The sequence below is a fragment of the Streptomyces sp. NPDC001532 genome (genome assembly GCF_040298625.1).
Taxonomy (GTDB): Bacteria; Actinomycetota; Actinomycetes; order Streptomycetales; family Streptomycetaceae; genus Streptomyces.
The window spans coordinates 114,861-127,398 of sequence record NZ_JBEPAL010000025.1 but is presented as its reverse complement, the minus strand read 5'-3'; the positions used below and the strand labels follow the sequence as shown (position 1 = coordinate 127,398).

Below are 12,538 nucleotides of genomic sequence, written 5' to 3'. Positions count from 1 at the left end.
GCCTCCCACCCCCCCGTGGCCGCGGTGGCCCCCTCCGCCGCGGCGCTCCGGTCGGTCTGGCCCCGCGGCGGGCCGCCCCACCCCCCCGTCACGGGGCGCCCCGGCCGGGGCCCCCCGCTTCACGCGTCGCCGCTTCAGTTGACCAGGATCGACGCGGTGTTGTTGCGCAGGTCCGGATCGAACTCGCGCAGGTCCAGCTCCGGGCTGTCGTCGACGGTGGCGACGACGGCGCGCGCCCGCGGCACCACCCGGTCGATCAGCAGCCGCACCTCGATGGTGTGGGACGCCTTGTCGTGGAGGTGAATTCCACCGCCTCGTCCAGCGCGCAGAATGCATAGATATGCAGCGGCCGGCAATTATATTGACTCATGATCGGTTGTCTCCCTATGCTCTGCGGACATGCAGCTGATCCAGGAAACCTCCGACCTCTCCGCCTACTTGGCCGCTGACGAGGTCATCGACCATGAGCACCCGCTGGTGCGGGAGACCGCCGCACAACTCGCTCAGGGCGCGGAGAACTCGTATGACTATGCGCGGGCGGCCTTCGAGTTCGTGCGCGACACCATCCCGCACTCCCGCGACTCCGGTGATCCACGCGTCACCTGGCGCGCCTCCGACGTGCTGGAGCAGCGGACCGGGATCTGTTACGCCAAGGCGCACGCCCTCACCGCGCTGCTGCGGGCCGAGGACATCCCGACCGCCCTCTGCTACCAGAAGTTGGAGGTCGTGCACGGCCTGGTCGCGGTCCGCTTCCACGGCGCCTGGCACCGCCAGGACCCCCGGGGCAACGTGTCCGGCATCGACGCCCGCTTCTCCCTGGACGGCGAACGGCTCGCCTTCACACCGGATCCCGAGGCGGACGAGAAGGACTACCCGCTCCTGTACGCCACACCTCACCCGGCCGTAGTGGGCGTCCTCAAGGCGGCCCGCGACCGGGCACACCTCTGGGAGACGCTGCCCGCCGCACTCTGACGCGGGCCGGACGGACACCCCGCCCCGCCACCGGCCCGCGGCGCTCGCCAAGGCCCCGGCCATGCGTGACGGGGGAGCGACACCGGAGCACACGGCCGCCACGTCATACGGCAGGAGCGGTCCCCGAGTTCCCGCTGCGTGCTCGGCTCGGCGTCCTTGACGTGGTCCGCCTGCTCGCGGGCTGCCGTACGGCGTCGGCGGGCAGCGAGCCCGAGCACGCTTCGCGCACCAGCATCCAGTCCTGGACGTACGGCTCGGCGATCGAGCCGCCCAGTGCGAGCACCGCCGCAGCCGCCACCGTCGCCTTGATCCGGCGCCGCGTCCATCCGCCCCGTACCGCAGTCGAGCCTCGGTCGCCGGCGGGACCCTGCGGGCCGCGCCGCCACCGGGCTCTCACGGAGGGCCGGTGACGGAAGGTCAGCGGGCCTCGGCCGCCCGCACCTGCTCCGGAGTCGGGGCGGTGCCGCCGAGGTGGGCCGGCAGCCACCAGGTGTCGTCGGCGTCCTTGGGGCGGGTCGGGTAGGCGCGCTGCGCGGCCTCCAGCAGCTCCTGCACCCGCTCGCGCAGCTGACGGGTGATCGCACCGGCGTACTTGTCGCGGGAGGCCTCGATCGCCTCGCCGACCCGGATGGTGATCGGGGTGTGGCTGCGCTTGAAGTTGCGGGGGTGGCCCTTGGTCCACAGCCGCTGGGTGCCCCACACGGCCATCGGGATCAGCGGCACGCCCGCCTCCTGCGCCAGGCGCGCGGCACCCGACTTGAAGCTCTTCAGCGTGAACGACTCCGAGATGGTGGCCTCGGGGAAGACCCCGACGATCTCGCCGGAGCGCAGCGAGTCGAGAGCGTGCGCGTACGCCGCCTCGCCCTGGGCGCGGTCCACGGGGATGTGTCTCATCCCGCGCATCAGCGGACCGGACACCTTGTGCCGGAAGACGGACTCCTTGGCCATGAAGCGCACGAGCCGCTTCTGCGGCAGGGCCGCCAGACCGTCGAAGATGAAGTCCAGGTAGCTGATGTGATTGCTGACCAGCACGGCACCGCCCGACCGCGGGATGTTCTCCGATCCCTGGCAGTCGATCTTGAGGTCCCACACCTTGAACAACGTGCGGGCGAGACCGATGACGGGTCGGTAGACGAGCTCTGCCATGGACGAGATGGACCCTTCCTTCTCTGCCTGGGAAGGGATTCCCAGTGGAAAGTTACGCAGCCGTAGGTTTACGGCATCTCGCAGATCGTGCCCCAAGAACGAACGGGTAGCCAGCCCTGGTGCCCTCGCGTGGCGAGATTCTCGTCACGTCGACCCCATGATCACCTCGGTGTTTTAAGCTCCCTTTACTTCTCGCGTACCGTGATGCGCCGTGCGAGCAGGTACATCTCGACTGAGGAACTGTGGCGAGGGAATGGGGTGCTTCGTGGTGGGAGAGCGGCTGGACGCGGCCGAACTGGGCGCGGAACTCGGTGAACGCGCGACGCTGGTGCAGTTCTCCACCGCCTTCTGCGCCCCCTGCCGGGCCACCCGGCGGATCCTCGGCGAGGTGGCGGGACTGGTGCCGGGTGTCCGGCATGTGGAGATCGACGCCGAGGCCCGTCTCGGCCTGGTCCGCCGGCTGGACATCCTCAGGACGCCGACCGTGCTGGTCCTCGACGCGGGTGGCCGGGTGGTGCGGCGGGCAACCGGCCAGCCCCGCAAGGCCGATGTCATCGCGGCCCTCGGAGAAGCCGTCTGAGCAGGCCTTGAGGGATGGTGTGCGCGCCCAAGGGCGGGCTCCTGTCCGAGCCCCTGTCCGGGCCACTGCCCGGGTCGCTGCCCGGCCTCCCGGGCTGAGGGTGAGGCATCTCCCAGATTCCGGGACGCACTTGACTGCGCATGCCACCTATCGTCAGTGTGACCTTATGCCTTCGGAACTCTTCCTCTTCGGGCGGGTCCACGTCGACCTCGCCCGCACCGCGAGCGCACGCTGTCCGGGCTGTTGAGCAGCCAAGGACCCGCTCGCCCCCACCCTCAGAAGGCCCCTTCCATGACGGCAACCCCTGACCTGGCCACTCCTCGGACCGCCTCTCCCGATCTGCTCCGCGCGGTCTTCCGGCGGCACGCGGCCGGAGTCGCGGTGATCACCGCGCCGGGCCCGTCCGGCCCGGTCGGCTTCACCGCCACCTCCCTCACCTCCGTCTCCGCCGACCCCCCGATGCTCTCCTTCGGCATCGGCGCCGGAGCCTCCAGCTGGCCGGCCATCGCCGAGGCGGACCACGTGGGCGTCCACATACTCGGCGAGCACCAGCAGGAGCTGGCCGCCACCTTCGCCCGCAGCGGCGCCGACCGCTTCGGCGCGCCGACCGCCTGGCGCGAGGGCCCCGAGGGCGTTCCGGTCCTCGACGGCGTCCTGGCCTGGCTGGTGTGCCGGGTCCACGCGCGCGTGCCCGCGGGGGACCATCGGATCGTGCTCGCCGAGGTCGCCGGCGGTGACCCCACCGGCAGCGGCCGTCCGCTCCTCTACCACCAGGGCCGGTTCACCGCGCTGCGTGATTGATCACCCGAGGGCCCGCCTGCGAAGGCGTCGAGTTCCGGTTACGCTGCGTTGCGAAGGTCACAGTTCAAAGCGCTTGCTTAGCGGGCATGAACTGGGTGTACTGACGAGTAATATTCCGTGCGGAAGCGCGGGTCGCCCCGACCGGGATCGGCCGCTTGAGGCGCCTATGCTGCCTGCAAGAGGCAGCCGAAAATGACGATGCAGTAGGAGAGCCGGCGTGAGCTTGAGGATCGTTGTCACTGTGAAGTACGTGCCCGACGCCACTGGCGACCGGCACTTCGCCGATGACCTGACCGTCGACCGCGATGACGTGGACGGTCTGCTCTCCGAACTGGACGAGTACGCGGTCGAGCAGGCGCTGCAGATCGCGGAAGACGCCGACGACGCCGAGGTCACCGTGCTGACGGTCGGCCCGGAGGACGCCAAGGACGCCCTGCGCAAGGCCCTCTCCATGGGTGCCGACAAGGCCATCCACGTCGAGGACGATGACCTGCACGGCACCGACGCCATCGGCACCTCCCTGGTCCTGGCCAAGGCGATCGAGAAGGCCGGCTACGACCTGGTCGTCTCCGGCATGGCCTCCACCGACGGCACCATGGGCGTCGTCCCGGCCCTGCTCGCCGAGCGCCTGGGCGTCCCCCAGGTCACCCTGCTCTCCGAGGTCTCCGTCGAGGACGGCGTGGTCAAGGGCCGTCGCGACGGCGACGCCGCCTCGGAGCAGCTGGAGGCGTCCCTGCCGGCGGTCGTGTCCGTGACCGACCAGTCGGGTGAGGCGCGCTACCCGTCCTTCAAGGGCATCATGGCCGCGAAGAAGAAGCCGGTGGAGTCCTGGGACCTGTCGGACCTCGACATCGACGCGGACGAGGTCGGCCTGGAGAACGCCTACACCACCGTCGACTCGGCGGCCCAGCGTCCGGCCCGCACGGCCGGCACGATCGTCAAGGACGAGGGCGAGGGCGGCAAGCAGCTCGCTGAGTTCCTCGCGGGCCAGAAGTTCATCTGAGCCCGCCCAGCTGACCGCCCCTCAACTTCGCAAGCAGGAGAGAAGAAGTCCCATGGCTGAAGTCCTCGTCTACGTCGACCACGTGGACGGTGCCGTCCGCAAGCCCACCCTGGAGCTGCTGACCCTGGCCCGCCGCATCGGTGAGCCGGTCGCCGTCGCGCTCGGTGCGGGTGCCGAGAACACCGCCGCCGCGCTCGCCGAGCACGGCGCGGTGAAGGTCCTCACCCACGACGCCTCCGAGTACGCCGACTACCTGGTCGTGCCGAAGGTGGACGCCCTCCAGGCCGCCGTCGAGGCCGTCTCCCCGGCCGCCGTGCTGGTCCCGTCCTCCGCCGAGGGCAAGGAGATCGCCGCCCGCCTGGCGCTGCGCATCGGCTCCGGCATCATCACCGACGCCGTCGACCTGGAGGCCGGCGACTCCGGTCCGGTGGCGACGCAGTCGGTGTTCGCGGCCGCCTTCACCACCAAGTCCCGCGTCTCCAAGGGCACCCCGGTCATCACCGTCAAGCCGAACAGCGCCGCCGTCGAGGCCGCCCCGGCCGCCGGTGCCGTCGAGGCACTGTCGGTGACCTTCTCGCAGCAGGCGACCGGCACCAAGGTCACCGGCCGTACGCCGCGTGAGTCGACCGGCCGTCCGGAGCTGACCGAGGCCGCGATCGTGGTCTCCGGTGGCCGCGGTGTGAACGGCGCGGAGAACTTCGCGATCATCGAGTCCCTCGCCGACTCGCTCGGTGCCGCCGTCGGCGCCTCGCGTGCCGCCGTCGACGCCGGCTGGTACCCGCACACCAACCAGGTCGGCCAGACCGGCAAGTCGGTCTCGCCGCAGCTGTACATCGCCTCCGGCATCTCCGGCGCGATCCAGCACCGCGCGGGCATGCAGACCTCGAAGACGATCGTGGCGATCAACAAGGACCCCGAGGCCCCGATCTTCGACCTGGTCGACTACGGCGTCGTCGGCGACCTGTTCGACGTCGTCCCGCAGCTGACCGAGGAGATCAAGACCCGCAAGGGCTGATCCCTGCCCGGCGCCTCAGAGGCCCCCGTGACCGCCCACCGGTCACGGGGGCCTCGGCGCGTCCCGGCCCGGCGCGCGTCAGCGGTGCCGAGGGCGGACCATGCTGCGGACGGGTGTTGACCGGCGGGAAGGCACCCGGATAACTTCATTCTACGGATTGTTGATTCCGTACAGCGGAAAACAGGAGGGTGTGGGAATGGGTCAGGGCCAGCAGGAGCAGGTGGCGACGAGCCTCGCGGGCGCCGTCGGCGAGGAGATCAGCGCCTCCCTCGCGCCGGTCGACGCGGAACTGGAGCGCCTCTACCCCGGAGACCCCGGCACCCGCCAGCCCGTCCACACGGTCTACGTCCCCGGCGACGCCTTCACCGCCGGCACCCTCCGCTCCTGGGGCGACCAGGCCCTCGCCGCACTCGACGAGCACGCCCCGGACGCCGCCTCCTTCGCCGCCGTCCTCGGGCTCTCGGACGACCTCGCCGAGCCCGTCCACTCCCGCGTCCGCGCCAAGCTGGAGCGCGAGCCCATCGAGGACCTGCGCGTCGACTTCGAGGACGGCTACCAGGGCAAGGACGAGGACCAGGACGCGGCCCGCGCAGCCCGCCTCATCGCCGAGGCCTACCGGAACGGCACGGCGGCCCCGTACATGGGCATCCGCATGAAGTGCATGGAGGCCGCCGTCCGCGACCGCGGCATCCGCACCCTCGACATCTTCCTCACCGGCCTGATGCGGGCCGGCGGACTGCCCGGCGGACTGATCCTCACCCTGCCCAAGGTCACCTACCCGGAGCAGGTCACCGCCATGGTCCGGCTCCTGGAGGCCTTCGAGAAGGCACACGGCCTGGAGCCCGGCCGCATCGGCTTCGAGATCCAGATCGAGACCAGCCAGTCCATCCTCGCCGCCGACGGCACCGCCACCGTCGCCCGGATGATCCAGGCCGCCGAGGGCCGCGCCACCGGCCTGCACTACGGCACCTTCGACTACAGCGCCTGCCTCGGCGTCTCCGCCGCCTACCAGGCCAGCGACCACCCGGCCGCCGACCACGCCAAGGCGATCATGCAGGTCGCCGCCGCGGGCACCGGCGTACGCGTCTCCGACGGCTCCACCAACGTGCTGCCCGTCGGTCCCACCGAGAAGGTCCACGACGCCTGGCGCCTCCACTACGGCCTCACCCGCCGCGCCCTGGCCCGCGCCTACTACCAGGGCTGGGACATGCACCCCGGCCACATCCCCACCCGGTACGCGGCCGTCTTCGCCTTCTACCGCGAGGGCTTCGAACAGGCCGCCGGCCGCCTCGCCCGCTACGCCAACCGCGCCGGCGGCGACGTGATGGACGAGCCCGCCACCGCCAAGGCCCTCAGCGGCTACCTCCTGCGCGGCCTGGACTGCGGCGCCCTCGACATCGCCGAGGTCGCCCGGCTCACCGGGCTCACCCGCGCCGACCTGGAGGGCTTCGCCGCGCCCCGCCGGGGCGACCTGACCGCCTCCGGCAACTAGCCGGACAGGCCGCGGCGGTGTCCGTCGCCGGCCCCCGGGCCCCGGTGCCGGCGACCTCTACACCGAGGGCGGCGACGCACCGGCGCCCGGGCGGCCGGCCGGCCCGGCGCCCACATGGCGCTCCAGACCGGACGTCGTCACCAGCTTCTCCGCGGCGAACAACCGGGTGCCCCGCTCGCACAGCCGCCGGTCCGCCCGCGCCCGGGCGATGAACTCCTCCGGAGTGACCCCGAACAGCTCCCGCAGCCGGGGCACCGCCGAGAGGAGTTCGGCCAGCAGCTCCCGCTGACGGCCGCGGTGCCCGCGCGGCACCCCGGTGCCGTCGTGCAGGATGCCGCGCCGGTTCACATAGGCGTACGCGCCGGGCAGCGCGGTGCCGTCCGCCAGCTCGATCCGCACCTCGGGCGCGGGCAGCCACGCCCGGCGGAAGTTGCCGTACGGCAGCGGTACGCCCTCGCTGGCGTCGACGACGGCGAGCTGGGCGGCGTCCAGCCAGAGCAGGAACAGCTCCCGCACCGTCCCCGGCGACGCGAAGGGCGACGCGGAGACATAGCCCATGCGGCTCACATGCGCGGAGACGCCCACCCCGAGGCCGGTCACCCGGGTCCTCACCATCGGCAGCGGGGAGTCGACGCCGGCCTCGTCCATCTTGTGGCGCAGCTGGCCGGGGCAGGCGTTGGAACCCACGGCGAGCACCGGGACCCGGTCCTTGTGCACCAGCCGGTCCAGGGGCACCAGCCGGTCCCCGGTGAGAAGCCCCGAATCCCTCGGCCAGGCGCCCGGATAGGTCAGCGGAAACTCCCGCGGCGCGTCGGCGAGGCCCAGCGCCCGCAGCGTGTGGTCGGCGTGATCCACCCGATCGGTCATGGGCCGCTCAGTCCGCCGGCGGCAGTTCGCCCGAGCCGCGGGTGATCAGCCGGGTCGGCAGCTCGATCCGCTCCGGCGCCGGCAGCGTGCCGTCCAGCTGCCGGAACAGCCGCTCGGCGGCGGTACGGCCGAGGGCCGCCGCGTCCTGGGCGACCACGGTGACGCCCGGCTGGAGCAGATCGGCCAGCTCGATGTCGTCGAAACCGACCAGGGCGACCCGGCGGGTGTGCTCGGCGAGGACCCGGATCACGGTCACGGTGACCCGGTTGTTGCCCGCGAAGATCGCGGTGACCGGCGACGGGCCGGAGAGCATCTCCTCGGCCGCCCGGCGCACCCGCGCCGGGTCCGTGATGCCCAGCGACATCCAGGAGTCCTCGACCGGTATGCCCGCGTCCTCCATGGCGTCCCGGTAGCCGCGCAGGCGCTCGGCGGCGGTATGGATGCGGGGCATGTCACCGATGAAACCGATCCGGCGGTGCCCGTGCGCGATCAGATGGGCCACCCCGTCACGGGCCCCGCCGTGGTTGTCGGACAGCACCACGTCGGCGTCGATCCGCCCGGCCGGGCGGTCCACGAACACCGTCGCCACACCCGCTCTGATCTCCGGCTCCAGATAGCGGTGGTCGTCGCCGGCCGGGATCACCACCAGCCCGTCCACCCGCCGCGCGCACAGCGCCAGCACCAGCTCCTGCTCGCGGTCCGGATCCTCCGCGCTGGAGCCGTTGATCAGCAGGGCGCCATGGGCGCGGGCCACCTCCTCGACCGCGCGGCTGAGAGGGCCGTAGAACGGGTCGGCGAGGTCCTCCAGGACCAGGCCGATGCTGGCGGTGCGGCCCTTGCGCAGCACCCGTGCGCTGTCGTTGCGGCGGAATCCCAGGGCCGCTATGGCGTCCTGGACGCGGCGCTCGGTCTCCGGAGTCACGCCAGGTTCGCCGTTGACGACCCGGGAGACCGTCTTCAACCCGACTCCGGCACGCGCCGCGACGTCCTTCATGGTGGGCCGGTTGCCATAGCGGTTTCCGGGCAGCCGGTCGGCTCGGCGGATGGTCTCGGGCACGGTGCGGTGTCCTGTCCTGTGATCCACGGGGTGCGTCGGTCCATGGGTGGTGTGAGGATGTGGCGTCGAGCATAGAGCCTGGACAACGTTGTCAGAGGCGGGAGAGACTGTCCATCGCACATGCCGGTCCCGCGCCCCCACCGCCGACCGGCCCGCCCGTCTCCCCTGGCAGAGGGGAGCGCAGAACTGGTTGACGGGGAGATCCGACACTCATGCACACCCAGCTCGTGGCCGCGCTCGACATCGGCGGCACCAAGATCGCAGGCGCGCTGGTGGACGGCGGCGGCCGGATCGTGGTGCGGGCCCAGCGCCCCACGCCCCGCCAGGAGGACGGTGGCACCGTGATGCGGGCCGTCGAGGACGTCCTCGACGAGCTGGCCGCGGCCCCGCTGTGGAGCGGCGTGGACGCCGTCGGCATCGGCAGCGCCGGCCCGGTCGACGCCTCCGCGGGCACCGTCAGCCCGGTGAACGTGCCCGGCTGGCGCGGCTATCCGCTGGTCGAGCGGGTCCGGGCGGCGACCGGCGGGCTGCCGGTCGAGCTGATCGGCGACGGCGTCGCGATCGCCGCCGCCGAGCACTGGCAGGGCGCCGCGCGCGGCCACGACAACGCGCTGTGCATGGTGGTCTCCACAGGCGTCGGCGGCGGGCTGGTGCTGAACGGCCGCCTGCATCCCGGCCCGACCGGCAACGCCGGCCACATCGGCCACATCAGCGTGGACCTCGACGGCGAGCCCTGCCCGTGCGGCGCCCGCGGCTGTGTGGAGCGCATCGCGAGCGGCCCCAACATCGCCCGGCGCGCCCTGGAGAACGGCTGGCGGCCCGGCCCGGACGGCGACGCCTCCGCCGTCGCGGTGGCCGCCGCCGCGCGGGCCGGCGACCCGGTCGCCGTGGCCTCCTTCGAGCGGGCCGCCCAGGCGCTGGCCGCCGGCATCGCGGCCACCGCGACCCTGGTCGAGATCGACATCGCCGTCATCGGCGGCGGCGTGGGCAAGGCCGGGGAGGTCCTGTTCGCCCCGCTGCGGCAGGCCCTCGCCGACTACGCCACCCTCTCCTTCGTCCGGAACCTCTCCGTCGCCCCGGCACAGATGGGCACCGACGCGGGCCTGGTGGGCGCGGCGGCGGCGGTGCTGACGCGGCGTACGGATCCGGCTGGGGCGGGAGTGTGACGGGGCCATGTGCCGGAGGGGTGTGACGGGGCCGGGTGCCGGGCGGGTGTGTCGCAGGGCCGGGTGCCGAAGGGGTCTGTGACAGGGGCGCGGGTGTGACCGCGGGGCCTGGCGCGACCGAGCCTCAGGCGCGGGGGCGCGCCGGGCCCGGCCGTGTTCACCTCAGCCACGCTGTGGTCCGGCGCCGCGGGAACGCTACGGCGGCGGAGCGAGGCCTCGGCGTCGCGGCCGTCGGCGTCATGGGCGTGACCTCCCGCCGGGTTCGCAGTTGAACGGGGCATGAAGAAGCGCAGCATGCTCGCCATCGCCTCCCTCGCCACCGGTTTCGTCGTCGCGGCCATCACCCCGTCGCACGCGCTGGGGGAGCAGCTCACCGACCTCAACGTGGGCGACACCCTCAGCAGCCTCGACCCGGCCATCGCCAGCGACAGCCTGGCCATCGACGACGACACGTCCGGCGCGCAGGAAGACTGACCAGCGACCGCGACCAGCAGGCGCCGGCCCCCGCGACACAGGGGACCGGCGCCTTCCGTTTGTGCGCCCTCAACGGGGGCTGGTTTCCGTGGCAGGGTGGAGCGGGCAAGCCACAGGGGTCAACAGAAGAGGGGGAAACGTGACCGTCGTTTGGATCAACGGTACGTTCGGTGCGGGGAAGACCACCACCGCACGGGAACTGATCGAACTGATCCCGAACAGCACGCTCTTCGACCCCGAGGTCATCGGCGGCGCACTCACGCACCTGCTGCCGGCCAAACGCCTCGCCGAGGTCGGCGACTTCCAGGACCTGCCGATCTGGCGCCGGCTCGTCATCGACACCGCGGCCGCGATGCTCACCGAACTCGGCGGCACCCTCGTGGTCCCCATGACCCTGCTCCGCCAGGAGTACCGCGACGAGATCTTCGGCGGCCTCGCCGCCCGCCGGATCACTGTCAGCCATGTGCTGCTCGCCCCGGCTGAAACGATACTGCGCGAGCGGACAGCCCACCGCGAGGTCCCCGTGGACCTCCCCGACGCGGAGATACGGACCCGGCAGTGGCGGTACGACCACATCGAGCCGTACCGCGCCGCCCTCGCCTCCTGGCTCGCCGCCGACGCCCACCTCGTCGACAACAGCACACTCACCCCGTACCAGACCGCCGCCCGTATCGCGGAGGCCGTCGGCTCGGGCACCGTGCCCGTCTGCGACATCGTGCAGACCCCCGAACCCACCGCCGAGACACTCGCCGCCGGCGTGCTGCTCTTCGACCAGCAGGACCGGGTGCTGCTCGTCGACCCCACCTACAAACCCGGCTGGGAGTTCCCCGGCGGTGTCGTGGAACCCGGCGAGGCGCCCGCCCGGGCCGGTATCCGCGAGGTCGCCGAGGAGACCGGCATCCACCTCGACCACGTCCGGCGCCTGCTCGTCTGCGACTGGGAACCACCGGCACCGCCCGGCTACGGCGGACTGCGGCTGCTCTTCGACGGCGGCCGGCTCGACTCCGCCGAGGCCGCCCGGGTCCTGCTGCCCGGGCCCGAACTGCGCGCCTGGCGCTTCGTCACCGAGGAGGAGGCCGCCGACCTGCTGCCGCCGGTGCGCTACGAACGCCTGCGCTGGGCCCTGCGGGCCCGGGAACGCGGGGCGGCCGTGTACCTGGAGGCCGGCCTCCCGATCGGCGACTGACCGGCTCCGCGCCTACGCGTACCTCTCCGCCGCCTTCCTGAGCACCGCCCCGGCCCGCCCGACCACCGCGTCACCGTGCCCGAAGCAGACCACCTCCGGGTCGAGGGCCGCCAGCCGGCGGAACGACGCGAGGGTCCGCTGCCGGTCCAGGTCGAACACGCCCGGCAGCACCGCACCGTCCACGGGGGACGCGGCGACCGCGTCCCCCGTGAACAGCACCCCGTGCTCCGGCAGACGAAGCGCGACGCTGCCGTCCGTATGACCGGGCACGTGGACCACCCGGGCCCCGCCCCCGAAGTCCAGCGGATCGCCGTCGTCCAGCTCGGTGACCCGCTCCGGGAGCCGGAAGCCGCAGGACGGCAACCGCTTGGCGGCCTCGGCGTGCAGCGGGCGCTCCCAGCCCTCGAACACCGGCGGCGGCCCCGGCCGCTCACCCCGCACGAACGGCGCGACCAGCCGGTGCGCGAACACCTCGGCCCCGCTCAGCGCCGCGAACTCGCCCGCCCCGCCCACGTGGTCCTCGTGGAAGTGCGTGAGCACGATCCGCCGTACGTCCCCCGGCGCCCGGCCCGGCGCGGCCACCGCCTCGGCGAGAGCGGCACCGGAGCCCGCCGTACCGGCGTCGACCAGGGTCAGCTCGTCGCCGTCACGCCACAGCTGCGCCTGGCCGACCGGGAAGCGCAGCAGGTGCAGACGGGGAGCAGCTCGATGACGTCCATGAGAGGACCGTAGAAGGGCCCCCGCCCGGAGGCGAGGGCCCTCGGCCGTCGGCAGAACCG

Annotated in this window: 14 protein-coding genes and 1 pseudogene; 9 read left to right on the top strand and 6 right to left on the bottom strand. The window is 72.7% G+C overall.

Annotation, left to right across the window (positions count from 1 at the left end):
* Window positions 1-134 precede the first annotated feature (134 nt).
* Complete coding sequence (locus ABT232_RS23070) at window positions 135-269, bottom strand: hypothetical protein (RefSeq protein WP_351842827.1); 135 nt, start codon at window positions 267-269, stop codon at window positions 135-137.
* 130 nt (window positions 270-399) lie between these two features.
* Between ABT232_RS23070 and ABT232_RS23065 the strand changes: the two genes are divergently transcribed.
* Window positions 400-972: a transglutaminase-like domain-containing protein gene (locus ABT232_RS23065; protein WP_351842825.1), complete on the top strand. Its 573-nt coding sequence runs from the start codon at window positions 400-402 to the stop codon at window positions 970-972.
* A 103-nt stretch (window positions 973-1,075) separates the two neighbouring features.
* Here ABT232_RS23065 and ABT232_RS23060 read toward each other — a convergent pair whose 3' ends face one another.
* Window positions 1,076-1,270, bottom strand: a complete 195-nt coding sequence (locus ABT232_RS23060) for a hypothetical protein (RefSeq protein ID WP_351842823.1) — start codon at window positions 1,268-1,270, stop codon at window positions 1,076-1,078.
* A gap of 119 nt (window positions 1,271-1,389) precedes the next feature.
* Window positions 1,390-2,118: a lysophospholipid acyltransferase family protein gene (locus tag ABT232_RS23055; RefSeq protein WP_351842821.1), complete on the bottom strand. Its 729-nt coding sequence runs from the start codon at window positions 2,116-2,118 to the stop codon at window positions 1,390-1,392.
* 253 nt (window positions 2,119-2,371) lie between these two features.
* Between ABT232_RS23055 and ABT232_RS23050 the strand changes: the two genes are divergently transcribed.
* The 5 genes from ABT232_RS23050 (at window position 2,372) to ABT232_RS23030 (ending at window position 7,009) form a co-directional block, all read left to right on the top strand.
* A complete protein-coding gene (locus tag ABT232_RS23050; RefSeq protein ID WP_450871613.1) occupies window positions 2,372-2,698 on the top strand; it encodes a TlpA family protein disulfide reductase in 327 nt (108 codons plus the stop codon).
* A 291-nt stretch (window positions 2,699-2,989) separates the two neighbouring features.
* Window positions 2,990-3,499 (top strand): flavin reductase family protein, encoded by a 510-nt coding sequence (locus ABT232_RS23045; RefSeq protein WP_351842817.1) that lies wholly within the window; start codon window positions 2,990-2,992, stop codon window positions 3,497-3,499.
* Between the two features lie 217 nt (window positions 3,500-3,716).
* Window positions 3,717-4,502, top strand: coding sequence for an electron transfer flavoprotein subunit beta/FixA family protein (locus ABT232_RS23040; RefSeq protein ID WP_351842815.1), 786 nt, complete (start codon window positions 3,717-3,719; stop codon window positions 4,500-4,502).
* Window positions 4,503-4,554: 52 nt separating this feature from the next.
* Window positions 4,555-5,517, top strand: a complete 963-nt coding sequence (locus tag ABT232_RS23035; RefSeq protein ID WP_351842813.1) for an electron transfer flavoprotein subunit alpha/FixB family protein — start codon at window positions 4,555-4,557, stop codon at window positions 5,515-5,517.
* 196 nt (window positions 5,518-5,713) lie between these two features.
* Window positions 5,714-7,009: a DUF6986 family protein gene (locus ABT232_RS23030; protein WP_351842811.1), complete on the top strand. Its 1,296-nt coding sequence runs from the start codon at window positions 5,714-5,716 to the stop codon at window positions 7,007-7,009.
* Between the two features lie 57 nt (window positions 7,010-7,066).
* On the opposite strand, the gene ABT232_RS23025 is transcribed toward ABT232_RS23030, so the two are convergent.
* Both ABT232_RS23025 and ABT232_RS23020 read right to left on the bottom strand, forming a co-directional pair.
* Window positions 7,067-7,876: a hypothetical protein gene (locus ABT232_RS23025; protein ID WP_351842809.1), complete on the bottom strand. Its 810-nt coding sequence runs from the start codon at window positions 7,874-7,876 to the stop codon at window positions 7,067-7,069.
* A 7-nt stretch (window positions 7,877-7,883) separates the two neighbouring features.
* Entirely contained in the window at window positions 7,884-8,933 is a 1,050-nt protein-coding gene (locus tag ABT232_RS23020; protein ID WP_351842807.1) for a LacI family DNA-binding transcriptional regulator, read from the bottom strand.
* A gap of 212 nt (window positions 8,934-9,145) precedes the next feature.
* Here ABT232_RS23020 and ABT232_RS23015 point away from each other — a divergent pair, with 212 nt between their 5' ends.
* From ABT232_RS23015 to ABT232_RS23005, 3 genes are all read left to right on the top strand, one after another.
* Window positions 9,146-10,099: an ROK family protein gene (locus ABT232_RS23015; protein WP_351842805.1), complete on the top strand. Its 954-nt coding sequence runs from the start codon at window positions 9,146-9,148 to the stop codon at window positions 10,097-10,099.
* Window positions 10,100-10,378: 279 nt separating this feature from the next.
* A complete protein-coding gene (locus ABT232_RS23010) occupies window positions 10,379-10,573 on the top strand; it encodes a hypothetical protein (RefSeq protein WP_351842803.1) in 195 nt (64 codons plus the stop codon).
* Between the two features lie 139 nt (window positions 10,574-10,712).
* Window positions 10,713-11,759: an NUDIX hydrolase gene (locus tag ABT232_RS23005; RefSeq protein ID WP_351842801.1), complete on the top strand. Its 1,047-nt coding sequence runs from the start codon at window positions 10,713-10,715 to the stop codon at window positions 11,757-11,759.
* A 12-nt stretch (window positions 11,760-11,771) separates the two neighbouring features.
* On the opposite strand, the pseudogene ABT232_RS23000 reads toward ABT232_RS23005, so the two are convergent.
* Window positions 11,772-12,478: pseudogene (locus ABT232_RS23000) on the bottom strand (MBL fold metallo-hydrolase).
* Between the last annotated feature and the right edge of the window lie 60 nt (window positions 12,479-12,538).